This window comes from Mycobacterium sp. M26 (assembly GCF_001494595.1).
Taxonomy (GTDB): Bacteria; Actinomycetota; Actinomycetes; order Mycobacteriales; family Mycobacteriaceae; genus Mycobacterium.
This window is the reverse complement of record NZ_LN929908.1, coordinates 2,481,728-2,508,276: the sequence shown is the minus strand read 5'-3', so window position 1 is coordinate 2,508,276 and position 26,549 is coordinate 2,481,728. Positions and strand designations below refer to the sequence as shown.

Annotated in this window: 23 protein-coding genes and 1 riboswitch; of the genes, 11 read left to right on the top strand and 12 right to left on the bottom strand. The window is 67.9% G+C overall.

Annotation, left to right across the window (positions count from 1 at the left end; genetic code table 11):
- Window positions 1–63: 63 nt before the first annotated feature.
- From lspA to dnaE, 5 genes are all read left to right on the top strand, one after another.
- Window positions 64–651 (top strand): signal peptidase II, encoded by a 588-nt coding sequence (gene lspA, locus BN3385_RS21340; protein WP_059019772.1) that lies wholly within the window; start codon window positions 64–66, stop codon window positions 649–651.
- Entirely contained in the window at window positions 651–1,577 is a 927-nt protein-coding gene (locus BN3385_RS21335; RefSeq protein ID WP_059019770.1) for an RluA family pseudouridine synthase, read from the top strand. The genes lspA and BN3385_RS21335 overlap by 1 nt, the downstream gene beginning before the upstream one ends.
- A complete protein-coding gene (gene rarD / locus BN3385_RS21330; RefSeq protein ID WP_059019768.1) occupies window positions 1,574–2,524 on the top strand; it encodes an EamA family transporter RarD in 951 nt (316 codons plus the stop codon). Before BN3385_RS21335 ends, rarD begins: the two co-directional genes overlap by 4 nt.
- Window positions 2,502–3,092, top strand: coding sequence for a SecDF P1 head subdomain-containing protein (locus BN3385_RS21325; RefSeq protein WP_059019767.1), 591 nt, complete (start codon window positions 2,502–2,504; stop codon window positions 3,090–3,092). The genes rarD and BN3385_RS21325 overlap by 23 nt, the downstream gene beginning before the upstream one ends.
- Before the next feature lie 83 nt (window positions 3,093–3,175).
- Window positions 3,176–6,721, top strand: a complete 3,546-nt coding sequence (gene dnaE, locus BN3385_RS21320; RefSeq protein ID WP_059019765.1) for a DNA polymerase III subunit alpha — start codon at window positions 3,176–3,178, stop codon at window positions 6,719–6,721.
- A gap of 122 nt (window positions 6,722–6,843) precedes the next feature.
- Here the strand turns inward: dnaE and BN3385_RS21315 are convergent, their stop codons facing one another.
- Complete coding sequence (locus BN3385_RS21315; RefSeq protein WP_059019763.1) at window positions 6,844–7,515, bottom strand: hypothetical protein; 672 nt, start codon at window positions 7,513–7,515, stop codon at window positions 6,844–6,846.
- Between the two features lie 29 nt (window positions 7,516–7,544).
- On the opposite strand from BN3385_RS21315, the gene BN3385_RS21310 reads away from it, so the two are divergent.
- The gene (locus BN3385_RS21310; protein WP_059019761.1) at window positions 7,545–7,958 is read left to right on the top strand and encodes an SRPBCC family protein; all 414 of its coding nucleotides are present in this window, start codon (window positions 7,545–7,547) and stop codon (window positions 7,956–7,958) included.
- Here BN3385_RS21310 and BN3385_RS21305 read toward each other — a convergent pair.
- The 4 genes from BN3385_RS21305 to BN3385_RS21290 all read right to left on the bottom strand — a co-directional run bounded on the left by BN3385_RS21305 (window position 7,955) and on the right by BN3385_RS21290 (window position 11,259).
- Window positions 7,955–8,185, bottom strand: a complete 231-nt coding sequence (locus BN3385_RS21305; RefSeq protein ID WP_059019759.1) for a hypothetical protein — start codon at window positions 8,183–8,185, stop codon at window positions 7,955–7,957. The genes BN3385_RS21310 and BN3385_RS21305 overlap by 4 nt on opposite strands.
- Before the next feature lie 23 nt (window positions 8,186–8,208).
- On the bottom strand, window positions 8,209–9,009 hold the full coding sequence (locus tag BN3385_RS21300) for an SDR family NAD(P)-dependent oxidoreductase (RefSeq protein ID WP_059019757.1): 801 nt from the start codon (window positions 9,007–9,009) through the stop codon (window positions 8,209–8,211).
- Window positions 9,006–10,571, bottom strand: coding sequence for an MFS transporter (locus tag BN3385_RS21295; protein ID WP_082690580.1), 1,566 nt, complete (start codon window positions 10,569–10,571; stop codon window positions 9,006–9,008). Before BN3385_RS21295 ends, BN3385_RS21300 begins: the two co-directional genes overlap by 4 nt.
- 73 nt (window positions 10,572–10,644) lie before the next feature.
- Window positions 10,645–11,259, bottom strand: a complete 615-nt coding sequence (locus BN3385_RS21290) for a TetR/AcrR family transcriptional regulator (RefSeq protein WP_059019756.1) — start codon at window positions 11,257–11,259, stop codon at window positions 10,645–10,647.
- A gap of 40 nt (window positions 11,260–11,299) precedes the next feature.
- A riboswitch (cobalamin riboswitch) is annotated at window positions 11,300–11,536 on the top strand.
- Window positions 11,537–11,604: 68 nt separating this feature from the next.
- Between BN3385_RS21290 and BN3385_RS21285 the strand changes: the two genes are divergently transcribed.
- Window positions 11,605–12,282: an energy-coupling factor ABC transporter permease gene (locus BN3385_RS21285; protein ID WP_059019754.1), complete on the top strand. Its 678-nt coding sequence runs from the start codon at window positions 11,605–11,607 to the stop codon at window positions 12,280–12,282.
- A gap of 59 nt (window positions 12,283–12,341) precedes the next feature.
- Complete coding sequence (ilvA, locus tag BN3385_RS21280; protein ID WP_059019752.1) at window positions 12,342–13,622, top strand: threonine ammonia-lyase IlvA; 1,281 nt, start codon at window positions 12,342–12,344, stop codon at window positions 13,620–13,622.
- A 6-nt stretch (window positions 13,623–13,628) separates the two neighbouring features.
- Here the strand turns inward: ilvA and BN3385_RS21275 are convergent, their stop codons facing one another.
- From BN3385_RS21275 to sucT, 7 genes are read right to left on the bottom strand one after another with little or no spacing between them, the layout of a single operon-like run.
- Window positions 13,629–14,024: a type II toxin-antitoxin system VapC family toxin gene (locus BN3385_RS21275; RefSeq protein WP_059019750.1), complete on the bottom strand. Its 396-nt coding sequence runs from the start codon at window positions 14,022–14,024 to the stop codon at window positions 13,629–13,631.
- Window positions 14,024–14,290 carry a type II toxin-antitoxin system Phd/YefM family antitoxin gene (locus BN3385_RS21270; protein WP_059019748.1) on the bottom strand — a complete coding sequence of 89 codons (267 nt, stop codon included), beginning with the start codon at window positions 14,288–14,290 and terminating at the stop codon, window positions 14,024–14,026. The genes BN3385_RS21275 and BN3385_RS21270 overlap by 1 nt, the downstream gene beginning before the upstream one ends.
- A gap of 17 nt (window positions 14,291–14,307) precedes the next feature.
- Window positions 14,308–14,724, bottom strand: a complete 417-nt coding sequence (locus BN3385_RS21265; protein ID WP_059019747.1) for a hypothetical protein — start codon at window positions 14,722–14,724, stop codon at window positions 14,308–14,310.
- Between the two features lie 56 nt (window positions 14,725–14,780).
- Window positions 14,781–16,505: a malto-oligosyltrehalose trehalohydrolase gene (gene treZ, locus BN3385_RS21260; RefSeq protein ID WP_059019744.1), complete on the bottom strand. Its 1,725-nt coding sequence runs from the start codon at window positions 16,503–16,505 to the stop codon at window positions 14,781–14,783.
- A complete protein-coding gene (gene treY, locus BN3385_RS21255; protein WP_059019742.1) occupies window positions 16,498–18,783 on the bottom strand; it encodes a malto-oligosyltrehalose synthase in 2,286 nt (761 codons plus the stop codon). Before treY ends, treZ begins: the two co-directional genes overlap by 8 nt.
- A 17-nt stretch (window positions 18,784–18,800) precedes the next feature.
- Window positions 18,801–20,939: a glycogen debranching protein GlgX gene (gene glgX / locus BN3385_RS21250; protein ID WP_059019740.1), complete on the bottom strand. Its 2,139-nt coding sequence runs from the start codon at window positions 20,937–20,939 to the stop codon at window positions 18,801–18,803.
- Window positions 20,940–20,979: 40 nt separating this feature from the next.
- The gene (gene sucT / locus BN3385_RS21245; protein ID WP_059019738.1) at window positions 20,980–23,154 is read right to left on the bottom strand and encodes an acetyltransferase SucT; all 2,175 of its coding nucleotides are present in this window, start codon (window positions 23,152–23,154) and stop codon (window positions 20,980–20,982) included.
- 138 nt (window positions 23,155–23,292) lie between these two features.
- Here sucT and BN3385_RS21240 point away from each other — a divergent pair, with 138 nt between their 5' ends.
- The 3 genes from BN3385_RS21240 (at window position 23,293) to bioD (ending at window position 26,546) form a co-directional block, all read left to right on the top strand.
- Window positions 23,293–24,585 (top strand): adenosylmethionine--8-amino-7-oxononanoate transaminase, encoded by a 1,293-nt coding sequence (locus BN3385_RS21240; protein ID WP_059022271.1) that lies wholly within the window; start codon window positions 23,293–23,295, stop codon window positions 24,583–24,585.
- Window positions 24,586–24,726: 141 nt separating this feature from the next.
- The gene (locus BN3385_RS21235) at window positions 24,727–25,875 is read left to right on the top strand and encodes an 8-amino-7-oxononanoate synthase (RefSeq protein ID WP_059019735.1); all 1,149 of its coding nucleotides are present in this window, start codon (window positions 24,727–24,729) and stop codon (window positions 25,873–25,875) included.
- The gene (gene bioD / locus BN3385_RS21230; RefSeq protein WP_059019733.1) at window positions 25,872–26,546 is read left to right on the top strand and encodes a dethiobiotin synthase; all 675 of its coding nucleotides are present in this window, start codon (window positions 25,872–25,874) and stop codon (window positions 26,544–26,546) included. Before BN3385_RS21235 ends, bioD begins: the two co-directional genes overlap by 4 nt.
- Window positions 26,547–26,549 lie beyond the last annotated feature (3 nt).

The window sequence follows — 26,549 nt, the reverse complement described above, 5'->3', positions numbered from 1 at the left end:
CCGACATCATGTCAGCATCGGCCGGGGGGTGGCCCGGTGAGCAGGCTAGGGAATGATGGGGGCGTGAGTGACGAAACCACGGAAGGCACCGAACCGGTGACCGAGGCGGGCGAGGAGCAGACCGGCCAGCCGCCGGCGCGGCGCCGGTTGAAGTTGCTGCTGTCGGTGGCGGGCGTGGTGCTGGCCCTCGACGTGGTCACCAAAGTCCTCGCGGTCAAGCTGCTCACGCCTGGTCAGCCGGTGTCGATCATCGGCGACACCGTGACCTGGACGCTGGTGCGCAACTCCGGTGCGGCGTTCTCGATGGCCACCGGCTACACCTGGGTGCTGACGCTGGTCGCCACCGGCGTCGTGGTCGGCATCTTCTGGATGGGCCGGCGTCTGGTGTCGCCCTGGTGGGCCGTCGGGCTGGGCATGATCCTGGGCGGCGCGCTGGGCAACCTGGTGGACCGCTTCTTCCGATCCCCGGGTCCGCTGCGCGGCCACGTCGTCGACTTTCTGTCGATCGGTTGGTGGCCGGTGTTCAATGTCGCCGACCCCGCGGTCGTCGGCGGGGCCATTCTGCTGGTCGTGCTGTCACTGTTCGGCTTCGACTTCGACACCATAGGCAGGCGCAAGGGCCCGACCGCCGACGACGAACCTGCGACCTGATGGCTGAACGGTCGATGCCGGTTCCCGAGGGCCTGGCCGGCATGCGGGTTGACGCGGGTCTGGCCAGGCTGCTGGGGCTGTCCCGGACCGCGGCCGCAGCCATCGCCGAGGACGGCGGGGTGGAGATCGACGGTGTGGCAGTCGGCAAGTCCGACCGGCTGGACGCCGGGGCGTGGCTGCGCGTGACGCTGCCCGAAGCGCCTGCGCCGCCGGAGAACACGCCCGTCGAGATCGAGGGCATGACCATCCTCTACTCCGATGACGACATCGTCGCTGTCGACAAACCACCCGGGGTCGCCGCCCACGCCACCGTCGGCTGGCACGGCCCCACGGTGCTCGGCGGCCTGGCCGCTGCGGGCTTCCGGATCAGCACCTCCGGGATCCACGAGCGGCAGGGGATCGTGCACCGCCTCGACGTCGGCACCTCCGGGGTCATGGTGGTCGCGTTGTCCGAGCGCGCCTACACCCTGCTCAAGCGGGCCTTCAAACAAAGGACCGTCGACAAGCGCTATCACGCTGTGGTGCAAGGGCATCCGGACCCGTCCAGCGGCACCATCGACGCGCCGATCGGCCGGCATCGCGGGCACGACTGGAAGTTCGCGGTCACCGAGACCGGCAGGCACAGCATCACCCACTACGACACCGTCGAAATGTTCCGGGCGGCAAGCCTTCTCGACATCCACCTGGAGACCGGTCGCACCCATCAGATCCGGGTGCACTTCGCCGCGCTGCACCACCCGTGCGCCGGTGATCTGACCTACGGGGCCGATCCGGTGCTGGCCAAGCGGCTCGGCCTGGAACGGCAGTGGCTGCACGCCCGGTCGCTGGCCTTCGCCCATCCCGCCGACGGCCGGCGGATCGAGATCACCAGCCCGTATCCGGCGGATCTGCAGCACGCACTGGACGTGTTGCGCGCCGACTCGTGACGTCGCCGGGGCAGGAAACCGGAAAGTCGCAGGCTAGTGGCCTGCTGTTCGGGATCGGCGCCTACGCGTCGTGGGGTTTGTTCCCGGCGTTCTTCCCGCTGCTGAAACCCGCTGGGGCACTTGAGGTCCTGGCGCACCGCATCGTGTGGACCCTGGTGTTGATGGCCGCCGTGCTGGTGGTGATGCGGCGGCTGGCGGATATCCGCACGATCTCAAGGCGGACCTGGCTGCTGCTGATCTGCGCCTCGGCGCTGGTATCGGGGAACTGGGTCATCTACGTCTACGCCGTCAACAACGGCCACGTCGTCGACGCCGCCCTCGGCTACTTCATCAATCCTCTGGTCAGTGTCCTGCTCGGCGTGGTGCTGTTCCGGGAGCGGCTGACCCGGGCCCAGGCCGCGGCTGTGCTGATCGCGCTGGCAGCCGTCATCCTGCTCGGCGTCGAGGTGGGCGGGCCGCCCTGGGTCGCACTCGGGCTGGCCTTCACCTTCGGGCTCTACGGCGCGGTCAAGAAGGTGGTGCCCGTCGACCCGCGGGTCAGCGTCGGGCTGGAGGCCGGGATCGCCGCGCCCTTCGCGATCGCCTACATCGCGGCGATCCAGCTGACCGGGCACGGCCAGTTCGCCAACCACGGCGCGGGCCACGTCGTGCTGACCATGCTGTCCGGGCCGCTCACGGCGATCCCGCTGTTGTTTTTCGCCGCCGCCGCCCAGCGGCTGCCGCTGGTGACGCTGGGTCTGCTGATGTATCTGACCCCGGCGATGCAGATGACCTGGGGTGTGGTCGTCGGCCATGAGCCCATGCCACCGGCCCGCTGGGTGGGCTTCGCGCTGATCTGGGTGGCACTGGCCGTGTTCAGCGGTGACGCGCTGCGCCGCTCCGGTAGCTTCACGGGACAGTCCCAGCGCCGAGCCCGAGGAACCGATGACCGACACCAGTCGCCGTAACCGGCGGATCCTGATCGCCATCACCGCGGCGCTGGCCGCCGCGGCGATCGTGCTTCCGGTGCTGGGTGTGCTGCTGGCACCGGCGATGACGAAGAACCAGGCGAACACCCCGATCACGACGACCACCACGACCAAACCGCCGCTGACCATCAAGCCGGTGGCCCTGCGGCCGGTCAACGGCGCGTTCGTCATCAAGCCCGAGGACTGCGTGCCGCCGCCACCGACACCGCCGGACCAGCCGCTGCGCACCTGCGACATCACCAAGACCGCGGTCTACGACCTGGCCCCGGAAGATCTGCGGATCCAGCTCACCGACGTCGACGCGTTCCTCAACCCGCTGACTGGTAAGCAACTGGTGCAGATCACCATGACGAACGAGTCGACGGCGGATTTCGCCCGCTACACCGCTGCACACATCAACCAGCAGGTGGCGTTCGTGCGGTCCGGGATCGTCGTGTGGGCCCCGAAGATCACCGAACCGATCGACGGCCAGGTGCTGCAGTTGTCCGGTGAGGTGACCGCCGAACAGGCCCAGGAGATCGCCCGGATGCTGCGTGACGAGGCCTGACCCGCGCGTGGGTGAACTCACCGCGGGACACGAGCCGCGACACGCCGAAACGTGTCGGTCCGCGCCCCTAGACTGACGGGCCTATGGGCAACAACGACTCCTTCGTGCACCTGCACAATCACACCGAGTACTCGATGCTCGACGGTGCCGCGAAGATCACGCCCATGCTGGCGGAGGCGCAGCGCCTGGAGATGCCCGCCATCGGCATGACCGACCACGGAAACATGTTCGGGGCCAGCGAGTTCTACAACGCCGCCACCAAGGTCGGCATCAAGCCGATCATCGGTGTCGAGGCCTACATCGCGCCCGGGTCCCGCTTTGACACCCGCCGGATCCTGTGGGGTGATCCCGGCCAGAAGAGCGACGACGTCTCCGGCAGCGGGTCCTACACCCACATGACGATGATGGCCGAGAACGCCACCGGCCTGCGCAACCTGTTCAAGCTGTCCTCACTGGCCTCCTTCGAGGGCCAGCTGGGCAAGTGGTCCCGGATGGACGCCGAGATCATCGCCGAGCATGCCGAGGGCATCATCGCCACCACCGGCTGCCCGTCCGGCGAGGTGCAGACCCGGCTGCGGCTGGGCCACGACCGCGAAGCCCTGGAGGCCGCGGCCAAGTGGCGGGAAATCTTCGGGCCGGAGAACTTCTTCCTCGAGCTGATGGACCACGGCCTGTCCATCGAGCGCCGCGTGCGTGAGGGCCTGCTGGAGGTCGGCCGCAAGCTGGACATCCGGCCGCTGGCCACCAACGACTGCCACTACGTCACCCGCGACGCCTCGCAGAACCACGAGGCGCTGCTGTGCATCCAGACCGGCAAGACGCTCTCGGACCCCAACCGGTTCAAGTTCGATGGTGACGGCTACTACCTGAAGTCGGCCGCTGAGATGCGGGCGCTCTGGGACGGCGAGATCCCCGGGGCGTGCGACTCGACGCTGCTGATCGCCGAGCGGGTGCAGTCCTACGCCGACGTCTGGGCGCCGGTGGACCGGATGCCGATCTTCCCGGTACCCGACGGCCATGACCAGGGTTCCTGGTTGCGTCACGAGGTCGAAGCCGGTTTGCGTCGCCGGTTCCCCGGCGGGGTGCCCCAGGAGTACACCGACCGGGCCAGCTACGAGATCGACGTCATCTGCGGCAAGGGCTTCCCGTCCTACTTCCTGATCGTGGCCGACCTGATCAACTACGCGAAATCCATCGACATCCGGGTGGGGCCGGGCCGTGGCTCGGCGGCCGGCTCGCTGGTCGCCTACGCGCTGGGCATCACCAACATCGACCCCATCCCGCACGGTCTGCTGTTCGAGCGCTTCCTCAACCCCGAACGCCCGTCGGCCCCCGATATCGATATCGACTTCGACGACCGTCGCCGCGGCGAGATGGTGCGCTATGCCGCCGAGAAGTGGGGAAGTGACCGGGTCGCCCAGGTCATCACCTTCGGCACCATCAAAACCAAAGCCGCGCTGAAGGATTCGGCCCGGGTGCACTACGGGCAGCCCGGTTTCGCCATCGCCGACCGCATCACCAAGGCGCTGCCCCCGCCGATCATGGCCAAAGACATCCCGCTGTCCGGGATCACCGACCCCAACCATGAGCGCTACAAGGAGGCCGCCGAGGTCCGCGGCCTGATCGACACCGACCCTGACGTCCGCACCATCTACGAGACGGCGCGCGGGCTGGAGGGTCTGGTCCGCAACGCCGGCGTGCACGCCTGCGCGGTCATCATGAGCTCCGAGCCGCTCATCGAGGCGATCCCGCTGTGGCGGCGACCGCAGGACGGTGCGGTCATCACCGGCTGGGACTACCCGTCGTGCGAGGCCATCGGCCTGCTGAAGATGGACTTCCTCGGCCTGCGGAACCTGACGATCATCGGCGACTGCATCGAGAACATCAAAGCCAACCGCGGTATCGATCTGGATCTCGACGCCCTGCCGCTGGATGATCCGAAGGCCTACGAACTGCTCGGCCGCGGCGACACCTTGGGGGTGTTCCAGCTCGACGGTGGCCCGATGCGAGACCTGCTGCGGCGCATGCAGCCCACCGAGTTCAACGACATCGTCGCGGTGCTGGCGCTGTACCGGCCCGGCCCGATGGGCATGAACGCGCACAACGACTACGCCGACCGCAAGAACGGCCGCCAGCCCATCAAGCCCATTCACCCGGAGCTCGAAGAGCCGCTCAAAGAGATCCTGTCCGAGACCTACGGCCTGATCGTCTACCAAGAGCAGATCATGTTCATCGCCCAGAAGGTCGCCTCCTACTCGATGGGTAAGGCCGACGCGCTACGAAAAGCCATGGGCAAGAAGAAACTCGAGGTCCTCGAAGCCGAGTACCAGGGCTTCAAGGAGGGCATGACCGCCAACGGCTTCTCCGAGAAGGCCGTGAAGGCGCTGTGGGACACCATCCTTCCGTTCGCCGGCTACGCATTCAACAAATCGCATGCCGCCGGCTACGGCCTGGTGTCGTACTGGACGGCGTACCTGAAGGCCAACTATCCCGCCGAGTACATGGCCGGTCTGCTGACCTCGGTCGGTGACGACAAGGACAAGGCCGCGGTCTACCTCGCCGACTGCCGGCGCCTGGGCATCACGGTGCTGCCGCCCGACGTCAACGAGTCGGTGCAGAACTTCGCCTCGGTGGGTAACGACATCCGGTTCGGTCTGGGCGCGGTCCGCAACGTGGGCGCCAATGTCGTCAGCTCGCTGGTCGCCACCCGCGCCGAGAAGGGCAAGTACACCGACTTCTCCGACTACCTGAACAAAATCGACATCGCCGCCTGCAACAAGAAGGTCACCGAATCTCTCATCAAGGCAGGCGCATTCGATTCGCTGAGCCATCCGCGTAAGGGTCTGTTCCTGGTGCACACCGACGCGGTCGACTCGGTGCTGGGCACCAAGAAGGCCGAGGCGATAGGTCAGTTCGACCTGTTCGGCGGCGGGGACGACGGCAGCGATACCGGTGAGTCGGCGTTCACCATCCGGGTGCCCGACGAGGAGTGGGACGACAAGCACAAGCTGGCCCTCGAGCGCGAGATGCTGGGTCTGTACGTGTCCGGCCATCCGCTCAACGGGGTGGCCCACCTGCTGGCCACCCAGGTCGACACGCAGATCCCGGCCATCCTCGACGGTGACATCGCCAACGACACTCAGGTGCGGGTCGGTGGCATTCTCGCCGGGGTGAACCGCCGGGTGAACAAGAACGGAATGCCCTGGGCCTCAGCCCAGTTGGAGGACCTCAGCGGCGGTATCGAGGTGATGTTCTTCCCGCAGACGTACTCGATGTTCGGTGCGGAGATCGCCGACGACGCGGTGGTGCTCGTCGGGGGTAAGGTCCGCATGCAGGATGACCGGATCTCACTGATCGCCAACGAGCTTGTGGTGCCGGACTTCTCGAACGCCCAGGTGGACCGGCCGCTGGCGGTCAGCCTGCCTACCCGGCAGTGCACCATCGACAAGGTGACCGCGCTCAAGCAGGTGCTCGCCCGCCACCCGGGTACGTCGCAGGTGCATCTGCGGCTGATCAGCGGCGACCGGATCACCACCCTGGAACTCGACCAGTCGCTGCGGGTCACTCCCTCTTCGGCGCTGATGGGTGACCTCAAGGCACTGCTCGGGCCCGGCTGCCTGGGCGGCTAGCCCAGCTCCACCCGCACGATGGCGCTGTCGGGCCACAGTGAGCGGTGCCGCGCCCGCCGAGTGGGGGATGGCCTGCACGTGCCCGTCGATCGACGACTGCTCGTGCGGGATTCACCGGCCGATCAGCTCAGCACATTGACTGCGCGCGCGAACACCAGCGCCAGCAGTGAGACCGCCACCATCGCCTGTACAGCCATCATCGCCTTGGCCCACCGCGCCATCGGCATGGTGTCGGTGGGGGAGAACGCCATCACATTGGTCAGGCTCACGTAGAGGTAGTCCATGAACCGCGGTGCCCAATCCTTCGGTGCCACATCCGGACTGGCCATTTGCGGGAACAGGAAATCGGGCCAGCGGCGGACGCCGTCGACCCGGGCCAGCGGCCCGCCGCGGTCGAGCTCCCAGTACCAGATGCCGAACACCAGCACGTTGGTGACGAAAATGGCTGCGCCACTTCCCAACAGCACGGCGGCGTTGTTGCTGACCTTGCCGGTGACAATGTGCCAGTCGAGCAGGATCGCCGATGCGGTGTTGTCGAAGGTGATGGCGCCCAACAGAACCAGCGTCGTGGTCCGGCCGAGCGTCGTACGACGGGTCAGCCGCAGTGGGTTGAGGCCGAGCAGCACCAACACCAACAGGATCTCCAGGGCGATCAGCGGCCAGCGCGGCACCAGGGTGTAGCGGATCGGAATGGCGACCTGCAGCGCCATCGTCGCCACCAGGGCGACCAGGACAGGTACCGAGCTCTCCGGTGCCGGACGTAGCCACCCATGTCCGGACGAAACGCTGTTCATCGGTCCAGTCTGTCGGTCACGATGGACAGATGGACGCTGACACCTCCGGCGAGTCTCGCCACATCAGTGCGTGGATCAACCGGTCGGCCGCTGATGTTTACCGGTTCGCCTCGGATCCTTCGCATCTGCCGCAGTGGGCGGCCGGGCTGGCCCAGGGCGAGCTGACCAAGGTCGGGGACACCTGGGTGGCCCAGTCGCCGATGGGAGAGGTCACCGTGGAGTTCACCCCGGCCAACGATCTCGGGGTTCTCGACCACGTGGTGACGCTGCCGTCCGGTGAGCCGGTCTTCAATCCGCTGCGGGTCGTTCCGGCCGGTGCCGACTGGTGCGAGGTGGTGTTCACGCTGCGGCGCAGGCCTGGGATGTCCGATGACGACTTCATCAAGGACGCGGCGGCGGTAACGGCCGACCTCGCGTCGCTGAAGCGGATTCTGGAGCGTTAGGCCCGCGGGTGCCTGCGGACGCCGAACGCCACCCAGATCAGGGTGGCGACGGTGGCGGCGGTCAGAACCGCCGGTGCGGCGCTGGTGGTGACGGCGCCGACCACGACCAGAGTGAGCAGCCCGGCGCCGAGGGCCACCAGCTTGTACAGCGGCCATGGCACACCGGCGATGGAGACGTGCGAATCGGATGACGTGAGGGCCGAACGCACCTGTTCAACACTCGTCATGCCAGCGAGGGTACCCCGTATCTTCAGTTTCGGGTAGCCGAAACCTGATCCCGGCGCATGTCCGCCATGACCTTGCTCAGGATCGCGGTGCGCAGCCGCCGCGGCAGAGTGGCCAGCGACGCGGTGAGGAACTTCGCGCGTGCACCGGGCACCACCGTGGTGCGGCGGCCCAGCGCCTTGAGCGCCGCCGTCGCCACCACCTCCGGTGTGGCCGCCGACGTCATCGTCAGCCCGGCCCGGTCGGCGAAACCGGTGTGCACCGGCCCGGGCGCGACGGACAGGACGTCGACCCCGACGGGTTTGAGCTCGCGACGCAGTGCCTCGGCGAAGCTCTGCACATAGGCCTTGGTGGCGGCGTAATTGGCCTGACCTGCCACCCCCTGCCAGCCCAGGATCGAGCCGAACAGCACGATTCCACCGGCACCCCGGTTGACCATCCGTCCGGACAGGACGTGGGTCAGCTCGGTCACGGCGGTCACATTGACGGCGATCATCGCCAGCTCGTCGGCGAGGACGGATTGGACGAACGGACCGGCACTGCCGAATCCGGCGGCCAGCACCGCCAAGCCGATGTCCAGCCCGGCGGTGTGGGTCGCCAGCGCCGCCACACCCGCCGGGTCGGATAGGTCGACGGCCACCACCCGGGTCTGGACCGCGTGGGCCTCCTCGATCTGCCGGGCCAGTGCCCGCAGCTCGGGTTCACGGCGCGCGGCCAGCACTACATGGAGTCGGCTCGCTGCGAGGCGCTCGGCCATCGCCCGGCCGATACCGTCGCTGGCGCCGGTGATCAGCGCCCACGGCCCGTAGCGATCCAGCCCGGTCATGCCTGCACCACCTTGGGATGCGCGGGCAGTACGGCCAGGGCGAACAGGGCACCGGCGGCGCAGACGGCCGCGGCGGTCAGGCAGCCGGCCTGCATCCCGGACAGGAAGGCGGTCTCGACCGTGCTGCGGACTGCCCCGGCGACCGGCGGCGGTGACTGCGCGGCCACCGCCAACCCCTGCGCCAGACCTTCCTGTGCGGTCGAGCGCGCCGCCTCGGGCATGGCCGCCAGCACCTGGCTGTCGGCCAGATGCCGGATGTAGAGCGTGGAGAACACGCTGCCGATCACCGCGACACCGAGGGTGCCGCCGACCTGGCGGGTGGCGTCATTGACCGCGGATCCGGCCCCGGCCTGCTCGGGCCGCACGACTCCCATGATGGAGTCGGTGGCCGGTGCGGTGGTCAGTCCCAGTCCGCCACCGAGCAGGACCATCTGCGCGGCCATTACCGGGTAGGTGACGCCGAGGTCGATCACCGCGATCCAGGCGAACGAGGCCGCCATCATCAGAAGGCCAACGACGACAATGACTTTGGTGCCGATCCGGGTGACGGCCAACTGCGTGCCGAGCACCGACCCGATGGCGATGGACAGGGCGACGGGAAGAATCCGGACGCCGGTCTCCAGCGGGCCGTAGCCCTGCAGCAGCTGCATGAACTGGGTGATGATGAAGATGAACCCGAACAGTGCGAAGAACGCCACGGTGACTGCGCCGCTGGCCGCGCTGAAGCGCAGGTTGGTGAACAGCGTGACGTCGATCAGCGGATCGGGATGCCGGCGCTCCCACCACGCGAAGGTCACCGCGGCAGCCAGGGCGATGGCGAAACCGGTCAGCGTGTGCGCACTCGACCAGCCGTGTACCGGAGCTTCGATGATCGTGTAGACCAGCGCCCCCAGCATCACTACGGACAGCACCAGCCCACCGCGGTCGACCCGGGATTGCCGGTCTCGCGAGGACGCCGGGATGACGAAGGGTGCGGCGACCGCCGCGAGCAGTGCGATGGGGACCAGTGCCAGGAACAGGCTGCCCCACCAGAAGACCTCCAGCAGTGCGCCGCCCAGGATCGGGCCGATGGCCACCCCGAGACCGGTGACGGCGCCCCACACGCCGATGGCTGCCGCCCGCTTGCGCGGATCGCGGAAGGTGTCGGTGATGATCGCCAGCGTGGTGGGGTAGATGAGGGCTGAGGCGATTCCCATGACCAGGCGCATCGCGATCAGCTGGCCGGTGGTGGTGCACAGCGCGGCACCGACACTACTGATCGCGAACAGGATCAGGCCGGCGATCAGGGTGCCACGGCGGCCGAACTTGTCGCCGACCGTCCCGCCGGCCAGGACCAGCGCGGCGAACGCCAGGTTGTAGGCGTCGACGATCCACTGCAGGCCGCGGGTTGAGGCGTCCAGTGACGAATTCAGCGTGGGCAGAGCGACATTGACGATCGTGGTTTCCACGTTGATGGCCAGCGCGGCCACCAGGACGACGGCGAGGATCGCGACAGGGCGGACCCGTGGGGGCGCGGCGTGCGCGCCGGTCTGGTGATGCCGGGGGACGGTGCCAGTGGTCATGGGCGGGGACTTTCATGTTGACGGCGTTAACATCGGCAAGCATGACAGTGCAAGTTAACGCTGTCAACATGTGTTAGCGGATGCCCTCGCCGATCACTTCGAGCAGGCGATCGGTGATCACCTGCTTGCGTGCGGCGTCGGCGGTAACGAGTGGTCCGTCGAGAAACAGGGTGGCGGCGCCGTGCACGGCCGCCCATGCAGCCTCGTCCAGACCGTCGCGGCGGCTGGCGTCCAAGACGCCGGCACTCACCAGGTCATCGAGGCATCCGACGAGGATCTGAAACGGGTGGTGTCCCGGCTCCATCGTTTCGTAGGCGACGGGTTGCGTGTTACCGGGGGCGAAGGCGGTGCGGAACAGCCCGGGCTCGGCCAGCGCGAAATCGATGTAGGCCTGTCCGGTCGCCTGCAGCCGGTTGAGGGCCCGGCGCTCCTTGGAACCCCGATTCGACACGGCGGCAAGCCTTTCCAGCATGGCCTCGCCGAGCTGATTCATCGCGTAGGTCTTCACCGCGGCCAGCAGGGCCTGCCGGTCGGCATAGTGCCGGTAGGCGGCCGAGTTGCTGACCCCGGCCAGCCGTTGCACATCGCGCAGCACCACCGCGTCGGGACCGCCGGTGCGGGCGAGTTCAACGCCGTGCTCGAGCAGGGCCTGGCGCAGGTTGCCGTGGTGGTAGGACGCGGTCGCCATGTTGACAAGTCTTACATCGTCAGTCGACCAGCCGGAAGGTAATGTCCACCGCGCAGATGGTTTTCCGGGCTTGTCCCGGGATCGAGCGGGGCGAGCAGTCGGCGCGTCGCGAGAGGGAACCCGGTGCGAATCCGGGACTGTCCCGCAGCGGTATGCAGGAACGACCGCCGTCATCGGCACTGGCCGCACCACGTGCGGCCGGGAAGCGACGGCCAGTAGAGGCACCGGCAGGTGCGCGCCTGCGAGTCCGAAGACCTGCCAGCTGCGCCGGGCGCGCCGCGCCCGGCGGTGTATCGCCCCGTGGATTCGGGCGATGCCCTTGCTGCGTCCCGAAGGGATTCATCCATGCACATCGAGCCGGGAATCGTCGAAGGCCCGAAAATCGTCCTCAGTTATGTCACCGCAGGCGGAGTCGGAGCCTACAGCGCCTACACCGCCTGGCAGCTCATCAAAGACCGCGGCCTGGGCGCCCTGCTCGCCCGCAGTGCGGCGACCACCGCGCTGGTGTTCACGTTCTTCCAGGTGTTCCCGCACTACCCGGTCGGGATCTCCGAGGTGCACCTGATCCTCGGTTCGACGCTGTTCCTGCTGTTCGGCGCGGCCCCCGCGGCGATCGGCCTGGCCGGCGGTCTGCTCCTGCAGGGCCTGTTCTTCGCCCCGTTCGACCTGCCGCAGTACGGCATGAACGTCACCACCCTGCTGGTGCCGCTGTTCGCGCTGTCCATGGTCGCCAACCGGGTGATCCCGTCGAACACGCCGTACGTCCAGCTCCAGTACCGCCAGGCACTCGCGCTGTCGACCACCTACCAGGCCGGCATCGTGTCGTGGGTCGCCTTCTGGGCGCTGTACGGCGAAGGGTTCAGCGGCCAGACGGTGGCCAGCATCGCGACCTTCGGCGCGGCCTACCTGACCGTGATCATCGTTGAACCGCTGGCCGACCTCGGCGTGCTTGCCGCCGCCAAGGGCCTGCACCGCATGAAGGATTCGATGCTGGTCAACCCCAGGCTGCTCAACCCGGCCTGACCGCGGTTCGGGCTTGCCCCGATTCACTGATTTCGCGTGGTTGGTGGGACCATTGTCCGGTGACCGCCGAAGTGAGCCAGAGCCGATTGTCAGCGCCGCTTACCGCGGCTGACATCGACGAGGCTGCGCGGCGAATTTCCGGCGTGGTCTCCACCAGCCCGCTGCAGTACAGCGACCGGCTGTCGGCCGCCACCGGCGCCCAGGTGTACCTCAAGCGCGAGGACCTGCAGGTCGTGCGGTCCTACAAGCTGCGTGGCGCCTACAACCTGCTCATGCAGCTCTCCGAGGAGGAGTTGCGGGCCGGTGTGGTGTGCGCCTCGGCCGGCAACCACGCCCAGGGCTTCGCCCTCGCGTGCCGCTCGATGGGGGTGCGTGGTCGCGTCTACGTGCCGGGCAAGACGCCCAAGCAGAAGCGTGACCGCATCCGCTACCACGGCGGCGAATTCATCGAGCTGATCGTTGGCGGTGCCACCTACGACCTGGCGGCGGCGGCGGCCCTCGACGACGTCGCGCGTACCGGCGCCACGCTGGTCCCGCCCTATGACGACCCGCGGACCATGGCCGGGCAGGGCACCATCGCCGTCGAGCTCCTCGACCAGCTGGACTCCGAGCCGGACCTGGTCGTGGTTCCGGTCGGCGGTGGCGGCTGCATCGCCGGGATCACCACCTACCTGGCCGAGCGGACCACCAACACCGCGGTACTGGGCATCGAGCCCGCCGGCGCCCCCTCGATGATGGCTGCGCTGGCCGCCGGTGAGCCGGTGGACCTCGAGCACGTCGACCAGTTCGTCGACGGTGCCGCGGTCAAGCGGGCCGGTGCGCTGACCTATCGGGCGCTGGCCGCGGCCGGCGACATGGTGTCGGTCAGTACCGTCGACGAGGGTGCGGTCTGCACCGCGATGCTCGACCTGTATCAGAACGAGGGGATCATCGCCGAGCCTGCGGGCGCGCTGTCGGTGGCCGGTCTGCTGGAGGCTGACGTGACCCCGGGGTCGACGGTGGTCTGCCTGATCTCCGGCGGCAACAACGACGTGTCGCGCTACGGCGAGGTGCTGGAACGCTCGCTGGTGCACCTGGGTCTCAAGCACTACTTCCTGGTGGACTTCCCGCAAGAGCCGGGCGCGCTGCGTCGCTTCCTCGACGAGGTGCTCGGACCGGGCGACGACATCACGCTCTTCGAGTACGTCAAGCGCAACAACCGGGAGACCGGTGAGGCGCTCGTCGGCATCGAGCTGAGCTCGGCAGCCGACTACGAGGGACTGCGCGAGCGGATGGAAACCTCCGGCCTGCACGTGGAAGCCCTCGAACCCGGCTCACCGGCCTACCGCTACCTGACCTAACCGCCGTCAGCCCGGCGTCACCACGGTGATCCCGATCGACTCGGCAGCCTGGGCCAAGCGGGCGTCGTAGGTGACGAACCCGCGCAACGCCGGAGCGGTGAGCGCCGCCGCCAAGTGGATGGCGTCGAGAGTTCGCAGCCAGGGCGGTCCCAGCGAACCGGCCTCATCGAGAAGCCGATGGGTGAGTGCCACCATGTCGATCCTGCTCAAAACGCGACGGGCGTGTGCGACGGCATCGAACGATCCGCCGCGCCCGACCGCCCGTAGCAGCTCGGTTCTGCTCAGCGCGGCGGTAAAGCGAACATCTTCCGGGTGCTCGGCGAGATAGTCGCGCAGTGACGCGCTTTCTCGCTCGGCGACAACGACTTTGACCAACGCCGAGGTGTCCAGATACAGCTGCATCACCGGTCGTCGCGGCGCATCTGCTCCAGTGCTGCCGAGCCGCCGATGCCGTAGTCGCCGGCGGGCTCGTCAAGCAATCCCTGGAGTGAGGATGCCGGGTGGACGTCGCCGCGGCGGATCAGGTCCTGCCACCCACTGTCGGAGGCGGGGACCAGCCGGGCCACCAATCGCCCTCGGACGGCAATCTCGATCGACTCGCCACCGGCCACCCGTCCGACGTAACGGCTGGCGTGCTGGCGGAGTTCGCGCAGTCCGATCCGATCCATGTAGCACAAGGTAGCACTCAAAGCGGCAGCAGGTCGGCGTCGTTGGCGCGAAACATCGGCTCCAGGCGGACTCCGATCTCGCGTGCCGTCTCATCGAGCACCTCTGACCACCGCCGGTCCTCTGCACTGATGTGGTCGTAACCCGGCCGGGTCACCAGCAATGCCAGCGAACTGCCTCGGGCGGACTGCTCGAGCACAGTCGCCAAGCCGCCCAGCAGATTCTCGACGACAGTGCGGTTCGGCCAGCGCCCGATGGGCATCTGGGTGAGCATCTTGTGCATGCACCGGTCGGGCCCGACGAAGCCGACCCAGAGCAGCCGCTCGCCAAAACCCAACGGCCCCATCAGGGCTCGCCAGCGGGCACGCATATCGGCAGGGGAGTGGATCGGATCGGTGGCGGTCTCGATCGGGGGGATCGGCAGCAGATCGGTCATGGCAGTCATCGTCGGCGATGACACTGGGCGACGACTTCGGTTATCCACAGCCCCCGTCAGGGGCTGCGGGTCACCACCACCGAATGCCCCGGCAGGCCGGTCTGGGCAGCGCCGACTTCGACCTCACCCCAGGCCAGTAGCACCTCGCCGGTGACCGGCACCGACGTCGCCTGCTCGCCGAGGTTGCACGCGATCGCGATCGCGCCGCGCCGCAGCACGATCCAGCGGTGCTCCTCGTCGTAGTCGACGCCCAGGTGGGGCAGCCACGGATCGGCCATGTCGGGCTCGGTACGCCGCAGGGCGATCAGCCCGCGGTAGAACGCCAGCAGGTCGGCGTGCTCGGCCGCGTTCACCTCGTCCCAATCGAGCTTCGAGCGCTGGAACGTCTCCGGGTCCTGCGGGTCGGGGATGTCGTCGGCATCCCAGCCGTGATCGGCGAACTCGGCCTTGCGTCCCTCGGCGGTGGCGATCGCGAGTTCGGGTTCGGTGTGTGAGCTGAAGAACTGGAAGGGATGCGACGACGCCCATTCTTCACCCATGAAAAGCATTGCAGTATAGGGCGATCCGAGCGCCAGGGTGGCCTTGATCGCCAGCTGGCCGTCGTCGAGGTTCTGAGACGGTCGATCACCGACGGCGCGGTTGCCCACCTGGTCGTGGGTGCAGGTGTAGGCCATCAGCCGGGTGGCCGGAATCGACGAGGTGTCCAGCGGCCTACCGTGTCTGCGGTGCCGGAACGACGAGTAGGTGCCGGCATGGAAGTAGCCGTTGCGCAGGGTGATCGCCAGCGTCTCCAGTGAGCCGAAATCGGCGTAATACCCTTGCCGTTCGCCGCTGACCGCCGTGTGGATCGCGTGGTGGATATCGTCATCCCACTGGGCGGTCAGCCCGTACCCGCCGCGATCGCGGGGAGTGATCAACCGCGGGTCGTTGAGGTCACTCTCGGCGATCAGCGACAGCGGCCGGCCCAGTTCGGCTGAAAGGGCGTCGGTTTCGGCGGCCAGCTCCTCCAGGATATGGATCGCGGTGTTGTCCACCAGCGCGTGCACGGCGTCCAGTCGCAGCCCGTCGACGTGGAAATCCCGCATCCAGCGCAGCGCGCAGTCGATGATGTAGCGGCGCACCTCGTCGGCATCCGGCCCGGCCAGGTTCACACCCTCGCCCCACGGATTGCTCACCGACGACAGGTACGGCCCGAACTTCGGCAGGTAGTTGCCGGACGGCCCGAAGTGGTTGAACACCGCGTCGATCAGGACGCCCAGCCCGCGGCGGTGGCAGGCATCCACCAGCCGCACCAGGCCGTCGGGCCCGCCGTACGGTTCGTGTACCGCGTACCACAGCACCCCGTCGTAGCCCCAGCCGTGCGTGCCGTTGAACGCGTTCACCGGCATCAACTGCACGAAGTCGATGCCCAGATCCACCAGATAGTCCAGCTTCTCGATCGCGGCGTCGAATGTGCCTGTCTCGGTGAAGGTTCCGGTGTGCAGCTCGTAGATCACCGAGCCTTCGATCGACCGGCCCGCCCAGCTCTGGTCGGTCCACCGCGCCGAAGTGGGGTTCCAGAGTTGGGAGCGCTCGTGCACTCCGTCGGGCTGCCGAGCCGACCGCGGATCGGGCAGTACCGTCGCATCGTCGTCGAGGACGAAGCCGTAACGCGCATCGGGCGCACACTGCACCTCGGCGCGCCACCAGTCATCGGCGCCCTGCGTCATCTCGTGGCGGGTGCCGTCGACGTCCACCTCTACGGTCTTCGGCAGCGGCGCCCACACAGCGAACTCAGTCATCGGACCTCTCCAACAGCGTCACGGGCAGCTCGGCGAACACGTCGGCGGCCGGGGCCGCGCCCGTCCAGCTCGCGCCGGTGATCCGGTCCCGCCACGTACCCTCCGGCAGCGGCAGAACGGTATCGCCCCAGCCGCGTTCGTCCAACCGCACCGTCCAGCGTGCGACCGCCACCAGAACGTCCTCGCCACGACGGAAGGCGATGATGTGCTCGGCGGCCTGCCCGCGGGGCAGCACCGGCAGGTACCCGCCGTCCAGGAAGGTCTGCGGCCGTTGCCGGCGGGCCTGCAGGGCGGCGGTGACCACCCTGACCTTGGGGTGGGTGCCACGCTCTAGTTCGGCGCGACGTGCGCTGTAGTCGACCAACCGCCGGTTGTCCGGGTCGACCAGGCTGTCTTCCCACACCTCGGTGCCCTGGTAGACATCCGGCACCCCGGGAACCGTGAGCGCCAGCAGCTTCTGACCCAGCGCATCGTTGTGCGCGTGCGGTGCCAACTGGGCCACCAGCTCGGTCAGTTCACCGGCCACCGGACCGTCGAACACCGCATCCAGCCACCGGTGCACGGCCTCCTCGAACTCGGTGTCCGGAGCGGTCCAGGTGGTACGCGAACCGGCCTCGCGGATGGCCTTCTCGGTGTAGCGATGCAGCCGCTCGCGCAACTCGGGTGTGACGTCACCGGTGTTCGGCCAGACGCCGAAGATGTTCTGCCACAGAAACAATCCGGTCAGCGGATCCGGGGACGGCGTGGTCTTCTCCCACCGGGTGAGGAACTGCGCCCACAGTGAGGGAACCTGGGAGAGCACCCCGATGCGGGCCCGCACGTCCTCGCCGCGCTTGGTGTCATGCGTCGACAGGGTGGTCATGGTGTGCGGCCACAGCTGCGACCGCACCGTGGCACTGCGGTGGAACTCCGCGGCGCTGACCCCGAAGTGCGTCGGCTCACCGCCGACCTCATTGAGCGACACCAGGCGAGCATCCCGGTAGAAGTAACAGTCCTCGACCGACTTGGCCGTCATCGCCCCGCACAGCTGCTGGAACCGGGCACCCGCCTCGGGATCGGAGGCCAGCGCGGTGGCCACCACATCCAGTGCTCCCGCCAGATCGGGATGCTCGGTGACCGTGCGTGCGATCGCCGCGCCCAGCAGCTGTGCCAGGTTCTGGTAGTCGCACCGGTAGACGCCGACATTGGTCAGCAGTGCGGTCACCGCTTCGGCGAGCCGCGGGTGCCCGGTACCGGCGGCGGCCGTCATCACCCGGCACACCCGGGCGAGTTCACTGGCCAAGGTCTCGGTGGCGGCCGTGATCTTCAACTCCCGCATCATGTTCGGGGCACTCGCGTAGTCGAACCCGGCGGCGTCCACCAGTTCGGTCAGCGCCTGGGCTCCGGTCGGATCGATGAACACCCCGCCGACATCGCGCAGCACGTCGTAGCCGGTGGTTCCGTCAATCGGCAGTGCAGGATCCAGCGGCTCCCCGACGGCCAGGATCTTCTCGATCACGATCCAGGCCCGTGGCCCGACCAGCTCGCGCAGCCGAACCAGGTAGCCGGACGGGTCGGTGAGTCCGTCGGGATGGTCGATCCGCACCCCGTCGACCAGGCCTTCGGAGAACCAGCGCGCCACCTCGGCGTGGCTGGCCTCGAACACCGCCGGGTCTTCCTGACGCAGACCGGCCAGCGAGGTGATCGAGAAAAACCGGCGGTACCCGCAGATGTTCGTGCGCCAGCCGGTCAGCCGGTAGTGCTGTCGCGAATGAACCTCTGAGCCGTCGCCCCCGCCGGTGCCCGGGGCGATGGGGAACACCAGGTCGCCGAGCCGCAGCGTGTCGCCGTCCACTTCCAGAGACGCGACATCGTCATCAGATCCCAAGACGGGCAACACGATTCGCCCGTCAGGGTCGAGCGACCAGTCGACGTCGAAGAAGCCGGCGTAGTCGGAGTCGCGGCCGTAGCGCAGCAGGTCCCACCACCACGGGTTGTGTTCCGGGCGTTCGACACCGACGTGGTTGGGCACGATGTCGACCACCAGACCCAGACCGCGGGCCTGGGCGGCCGCCGCCAGACCCGCCAACCCGTCGGCACCGCCCAGTTCGGCAGAAACCGTGGTGGGGTCGGTGACGTCGTAGCCGTGCTCGGAGCCGGGGGCGGCGGTCAGGATGGGGGACAGGTAGATGTGCGTGACGCCGAGGTCGTCGAGATAGTCGACTATCTTCTCCGCGTCGGCGAGGGTGAATCCGTCGCGGAGTTGGAGGCGGTAGGTGGACAGCACCGGGTAGGCCATAGCTGTCCCTGTTCCCGCTAGGCCGTCTTTTGAAGCACGAGAACGGAACGCGCCGGCAGCGTCACCTTCTCGCCCGCGGTGACGACCAGGCCACCGCCGTCGGTCGGCTCGGCAGTCGACAGCATCGCGGTCCACTGCTCGGCGTAATCCCCGTCCGGTGTGACGAAGTCGACCGTCTGGTCGTGCGAGTTGAAGCACAGCAGGAACGAGTCGTCCACCACCCGTTCCCCGCGGGCGTTGGGTGCCGAGATGGCCTCCCCGTTGAGGTAGACCGCGACGCACTGACCGAACCCGCTGCCCCAGTCCTCCGGCGTCATCTCCTGGCCGGCCGGGGTCAGCCACGCGATGTCGCGCACCTGATCACCACTGCGGATCGGTTTCCCGTCGAAGAACCGGCGGCGGCGGAACACCGGATGGTTCTTGCGCAGCGCGGTCACCTTGCGGGTGAAGTCCAGCAGGTCGGCGTTGGTATCGCGCAGATTCCAGTCGATCCAGGAGATCGGCGAATCCTGGCAGTAGACGTTGTTGTTGCCCAACTGAGTTCGGCCGATCTCATCACCGTGGGAGATCATCGGTGTGCCCTGCGAGAGCATCAGCGTGGCCAGGATGTTGCGCATCTGCTGATGGCGCAGGGCCAGGATCTCCGGGTCGTCGGTCGGGCCCTCGACACCGCAGTTCCATGACCGGTTGTGGCTTTCGCCGTCGCGGTTGTCCTCGCCGTTGGCTTCGTTGTGCTTCTCGTTGTAGGACACCAGGTCGGCCAGGGTGAAGCCGTCGTGGCAGGTGACGAAGTTGATGCTGGCCGACGGCCGCCGCCCGGTGGCCTCGTAGAGGTCCGACGAGCCGGTCAGCCGGGAGGCGAACTCGCCGAGGGTGGCGGGTTCACCGCGCCAGTAGTCGCGCACGGTGTCGCGGTACTTGCCGTTCCACTCCGTCCACAGTCCGGGGAAGTTGCCCACCTGGTAGCCGCCCTCGCCGACATCCCACGGTTCGGCGATCAGCTTCACCTGGCTGACCACCGGGTCCTGCTGCACCAGGTCGAAGAACGCGCTCAGGCGGTCGACGTCGTAGAACTCGCGGGCCAGGGTGGAGGCCAGGTCGAAGCGGAACCCGTCGACGTGCATCTCCAGTACCCAGTAGCGCAGCGAGTCCATGATCAGCTGCAGGGTATGCGGGTGGCGGGCGTTGAGGCTGTTGCCCGTGCCGGTGAAGTCTTTGTAGAACCGCTTGTCGTCGTCGAGCAGCCGGTAATAGGCGGCGTTGTCGATTCCGCGGAAGTTGATCGTCGGGCCGAGGTGGTTACCTTCGGCGGTGTGGTTGTAGACCACATCGAGGATCACCTCGATACCCGCCTCGTGGAACGAGCGCACCATTGTCTTGAATTCGGCCACCGCCGCGCCCGCGTGCTGGGTTGCCGCGTATTGGTAGTGCGGCGCGAAGAAGCCGAATGTGTTGTAGCCCCAGTAGTTTCGCAGTCCGAGGTCGACCAGCCGGTGGTCGTGCAGGAACTGGTGTACCGGCATCAGCTCGATCGCGGTGACGTTGAGGCTCTTGAGATGGTCGATCACCGCCGGATGTCCCAGGCCGGCATACGTGCCGCGCAGATCCTCGGGGATGCCCGGGTGGGTCTGGGTCATCCCTTTCACGTGCGCTTCGTAGATGATCGTCTCGTGATACGGGGTTCGTGGCGGGTGGTCGGATCCCCAGTGGAAAAACGGGTTGATGACCACGCTGGTCATCGTGTGGCCGAGTGAGTCGATCATCGGCGGCGTGCCGCCGGTGGCCAGGTCCTCGGCGGTCATGTCATAGGAGTACAGCGCCTGGGTGAACTCGAAGTCGCCGTGGAATGACTTGCCGTAGGGGTCCAGCAGCAGCTTGCTGGGGTCGCAGCGGTGTCCGGCGGCGGGATCCCACGGGCCGTACACCCGGAACCCGTAGCGCTGGCCGGGGGTGATCGTGGGCAGGTAGGCGTGCCAGACGAAGCCGTCGACCTCGTCGAGTTCGATCCGGGTCTCGGTGCCGTCCTTGGCGATCAGGCACAGCTCGACCTTCTCGGCCACTTCGGAGAACACCGAGAAGTTGGTGCCCGCACCGTCGTAGGTGGCACCCAGAGGGTAGGGAGTGCCGGGCCACACCGTGGTCACGCTCGACGACATTGTCTGACCTTATCGGCGGCGGGGCCGCGTCGCTCGGTACTCACCACCAACCCGTCGCCGCACCTAATTGACGCCCCAGTTCGGGAACCAGGGTGCGCATGTAGGTCGCTGACAGATGGTGAGAATCGTGGTAGAGCAGCACATTTCCCTCCACGGCGCGACACCAGTCGGGCCGGCACACCGCGTCGCTGAGATCCAGGACGTGCATCATCGGGAACTGCCCGAGGAAGTCCAGTGTCTGGTTGCGGGCGGAGAGCACTTCGGAGCGTTTGATGCCGCACGAGACCGCATCACCGCCCTTGGCCAGGCAGTCCGACGGGAAGAACGGCTTGCCGTTGCGCACCATCCATGGTGTGTCACGCATGGCGAGAATCGGAATATTGTTGTCCGACAACGTCTTCCAGATTCCGATGTAGGTGGCGGGCATGACGTCGCCGGGCTTGATGTTCCACGGCCGGGTCGAGGTGGTGAACACGAAATCCGGGTGGTCTTTGATGAGTTTGTCCATCACCCGTTCGTTCCAGGTGTGGCACTTCGGGTAGGGCCGGTTGTCACCCATCACCAGCGGCACCTGTTCGGTGGTCAGCGGGCAGCCCATCTTCAGATAGGTGACGATCTTGAAGTTGTGCATCTTGCCCAGGATGTCCAGGGCGGTGATCCAGTGCTCGGCATGCGATCCGCCGGCCAGCGCGATGGTGCGGGTGGCCGAGGCGTCGCCGTAGGTGCAGTTGATGATGCCGACGTTGTCGAAATCACTGATGCAGCCGTCGTTGGTGGACTCGGGCAGGTCGTCCTGCGCCTCCAGGACGGTGGGCCGCATCGGCAGCTGGGGCACCCGGGCGTGCTCGGTGAGGGCGCGGGCACCCGGATAGCCGTCCGAGGACAGCCCGGCCAGTTCCTTGCCACTGGCCCGCTGCACGGTGACGTGCTCACGCCAGGTGAAGGATGTCGCGGTCAGGGCGACACCGAGCAGGGCTACCGAGGTGCCCAGCGCGATGGTGGGACGGCGCAACCGGGTCCGCCAGGGGATGACGTTGGCCTGGGGGGCGGCCGATGCGGCGGGGCGCCGGTACCGAAGGGGTTCCTCGACGAAGCGCATGGTCAGGTAGGCCAGCACGCCCGAGATGGCCAGGATCGCCGCGCCGTCGAGCAGGCCGGCATGGGCTTCGCCGGTGTAGGCCAGCCAGAAGATCAGCAGAGGCCAGTGCCACAGATACAGCGAGTAGGCCATCGAACCCAGCGTCACCAGTGGCGCGGTCGCCAGGAATCGGCTGGGCACCGGCAAGCGGTCCGCAGTATCCGGGCGGGATTGCCGGTTGGCGGCCGCCAGGATCATCAACAGCGCGGCACCGACCGGCACCAGCGCCCACGGCCCCGGGAATTCTTTGACGCCGTCGATCAGGGCACCGCAGGAGGCGATCACCGCCAGACCGATGCTGGCGGCCAGTGTGCGCAGCCACATCGGCCACGCGACGTAGGGGACCAGAGCCCCGACAAGCGCGCCCACTAGCAACTCCCACGCCCGGGCGAAGCTGTTGTAGTAGGCGGTGCTCTGGTCGGCCTGGTGGGCGATGATGGCAAAGACGAAGGACGCGATCGTCAGCGCGCTCAGCAAAACGATGAAGGTGGGCCGCAACCGTTTGCCCAGTGGCCGGCGCAGCGCGTAGGCAAACAGAAAGACAAGCACGAGGAACGCGATGTAGAACTGGCCCTGAACAGACATCGACCAGATGTGCTGCAGGGGACTGACCGCTTCACCGGCGCGCAAGTAGTTGGACGCGGTGGCCGCCAGCTCCCAGTTCTGGTAGTAACCCAGGCTCGCCAGGCTCTGGTCAGCAAACGTCTCCCAGCGGGTCTCCGGCTGCACCAGGATCGTCAGGACCGCTGCGGCGGCAAGCACGATCACGAGTGCGGGAAGCAGTCGGCGCACCAGTCGGACGATCTCGGGCCACGGCGACAGGGACGATTCCGGCTTCAGCGCGGTGCGCAGCAGCGAACCCCCGAAGAAGAAGCCGGACAGCACCAGAAACACGTCGACCCCGCCGGACACCCGCCCGAACCAGACATGGAACACGGCCACCAGAGCGATCGCGACACCGCGCAGCCCATCGAGATCGTGCCGGTAGAACCCGGATTTCCGGGTCCCCATGGCCGCAGTCGGAGCAGGACCCGCTGTGGTCGCTGCCGACGGTCGGGCCGGGGTGAGGGTCATCATGATCGAGGCATAATCTACCGAACCGCGACGGGTGGCTCATCTCCAGCGAACCGTTCTCCCGGCTGCTGATCGCCGATGAGCAAAGGCCGGCGGTGAGCTGGCCGGGCCGTCCTTCGCACTGCACTAGGCTTGCGCAACGTGTCGGCGTTGACCCCTGAACAGATCAGCGCCATCGACGCCGCGCATGTGTGGCACCCGTACAGCACAATCGGCGCCGAGGCGATGGCGCCGGTGGTGGCGGTGGCCGCCCGCGGTGCTTGGCTCACCCTGGTTCGCGATGGTGCCGAGGTGCAGGCCCTCGATGCGATGGCTTCCTGGTGGACAGCAGTGCACGGCCACGGCCACCCGGTTCTCGACGAGGCCATCCGCCGTCAGCTGTCGGTGATGAACCACGTCATGTTCGGCGGCCTCACCCACGAGCCGGCCGCCCGCCTGGCCCAGCTGCTCGTCGACATCACGCCGCAGGGCCTGGACACCGTGTTCTTCTCCGACTCCGGCTCGGTGGCTGTCGAGGTCGCGATCAAGATGGCGCTGCAGTACTGGCGCAGCCTGGGCCGGTTCGGCAAGAACCGGCTGATGACCTGGCGCGGCGGCTACCACGGCGACACCTTTACCCCGATGAGTGTGTGCGACCCCGAGGGCGGCATGCACTCGCTGTGGACCGACGTCTTGTTCCCCCAACTGTTCGCCCCGGCCGTGCCGACGGACTACGACCCCGCCTACATCGAGGCCTTTGAAGCCCAGCTGCGTCAGCACGCCGATGAGGTGGCGGCCGTGATCGTCGAGCCCGTGGTGCAAGGGGCCGGCGGAATGCGCTTCCACGATCCGCGCTACCTGGTGGATCTGCGGGCGATCTGCGAGCGCAACGACGTGCTGCTGATCTTCGACGAGATCGCCACCGGCTTCGGGCGCACCGGTGAGATGTTCGCCGCCGACCACGCCGGGGTCAGCCCCGACATCATGTGCGTGGGTAAGGCGCTGACGGGCGGTTACGTCACCCTGGCGGCGACGCTGTGCACGCTCGACATCGCGGGGACCATCAGCGGCAGCGAGGCCGGGGCGCTGATGCACGGACCGACGTTCATGGCCAACGCCCTGGCCTGTGCGGTCTCGGTGGCCTCCGTGGAGGTACTGCTCGGCCAGGACTGGCGTGCCCGGGTCGCCGAGATCAGCGCCGGGCTCACTCGCGGGCTGGAACCTGCCAGGGCGTTGCCGGGAGTGGCCGACGTCCGGGTCTGCGGGGCCATCGGGGTTATCGAGACCCGCGAACCCGTGCACGTCCCGACCGCCACCCGCGTCGCCCTGGACCACGGGGTGTGGCTGCGGCCGTTCCGCAATCTCATCTACGCGATGCCGCCGTTCATCTGCACCCCGGACGAAATAGAGCAGATCACCTCGGCGATGGTTGCCGCCGCCCGTGCCCTGCCGTGACTGCGCGACCACTCACCCCTCGTTCCTCGGGCCTCGTCGTCACGCTGGGTCTGACTGCGCGACTCCTCACCCCTCGTTCCCCGGGGCTCGTCGTCACGCTAACCTGAACGGTGTTCAATTCACGCCCTTGAGGAGTGCCGTGTGACGCGCGTCGGTGTTTCCCCGCTGGCCTGGCTCGAGACCGTCGAGCAGCAGCGCCGGCAGGCCGGGCTGCGCCGGTCGCTGCGCCAACGGCCCGCGGTGGCCTGCGAACTGGACCTGGCCTCCAACGACTACCTCGGGCTGTCCCAGCACCCGGCCGTCATCGACGGCGGTGTCGCCGCACTGCGCACGTGGGGTGCCGGGTCCACCGGATCGCGCCTCGTCACCGGTAACACCGAACTGCACGAACAATTCGAAACCGCGCTCGCCGAGTTCATGGGTGCCGAGTCGGCGCTGGTCTTCTCGTCCGGCTACGCCGCCAACCTCGGTGCGGTGACGGCGCTGTCCGGAGCGGGCTCCCTCGTCGTCTCCGATGCATTGGCCCACGCCTCCTTGGTGGACGCCTGCCGGCTGTCCCGGGCCCGGGTGGCTGTCACCGCGCACAACGACGTCGACGCCGTCGAAGCCGCGCTGGCCGGCCGAGACGAGGAACGCGCGCTGGTGATCACCGACTCGGTGTTCAGCACCGACGGTGCGCTGGCGCCGTTGCGTCACCTGCACGAGGTCTGCCGCAGGCACCGCGCGCTGCTGCTCGTCGACGAGGCGCACGGCCTGGGGGTCCGCGGCACCGGTGGCCGCGGCCTGGTCCACGAGGCCGGACTGGCCGGTGAACCCGACATCGTCGTGACCACGACGATGTCCAAATCGCTGGGTAGCCAGGGCGGGGTGGTCCTGGGTCCGATCGCGGTCCGTGACCACCTGATCGATGCGGCCCGCACCTTCATCTTCGACACCGGGCTCACCCCCGCGGCCGTCGGCGCCGCCGCGGCCGCCCTAGGCGTGCTGATCGACGAACCGTGGCGCGCCGAGGCCGTCATCAGCCGGGCCGGCGCCCTCGCCGAGATGTGCGACGTTCCGGAAGCCCCCGAGTCCGCGGTGGTATCGGTGATCCTGGGCGATCCCGAGGTCGCGGTCGCCACCGCCGCCGCCTGCCTCGACGCCGGTGTGCGGGTGGGCTGCTTCCGCCCGCCGACCGTGCCCGCGGGCACGTCGCGGCTGCGCCTGACCGCGCGGGCATCGCTCACCGACGACGAGATGGAACTGGCCCGCGAGGTCTTCACCACCGTACTGGGGACGCAGCGGTCATGAGCGTCGTCGTCATCACCGGAACCAACACCGGGGTCGGCAAGACCGTCGCCACCGCCGCGCTGGCCTGCCATGCCCGGCTGACGGGCCGCGATGTCGCGGTGGTCAAACCGGTCCAGACCGGCACCGCCGACGGAGACGACGACCTCGCCGAGATCCGGCGGCTGGCCGGTGTCACCGAACTGGTCGGCGTGGCCAGATATCCGCAACCGCTGGCGCCGGTGGCCGCCGCCGAGCAGGCCGGTCTGCCACTGCCGACGGCTGCTGACCTGCTGGCCGCCATCCGCGCCGTCGACCGCCCCGGTCGGCTCACCCTCGTCGAGGGCGCCGGCGGGCTGCTGGTCGAACTCGCCGAAGGCGGTGCGACACTGCGCGACCTGGCCGTCGAGCTGAGCGCCCCGGTGCTCATCGTCACCGAGGCCGGGCTGGGCACGCTCAACCACACCGCTTTGAATCTGGAAGCCCTTGCGAATAAAGGACTTTCGACGGCCGGCCTGGTCATCGGTGCATGGCCGGCGCAACCGGGCACCGTCGAGAAGTCCAATCGCGACGCGCTGGCCCAGATGGCTCCGGTGCGCGCCGCGCTGCCCGCCGGGGTGTCCACAGTGTCACCCAAGGACTTCGAGCTGTTGAGCGCGCGGGCGTTCGACCCGGACTGGTTCGCCGGTCTCTAGACC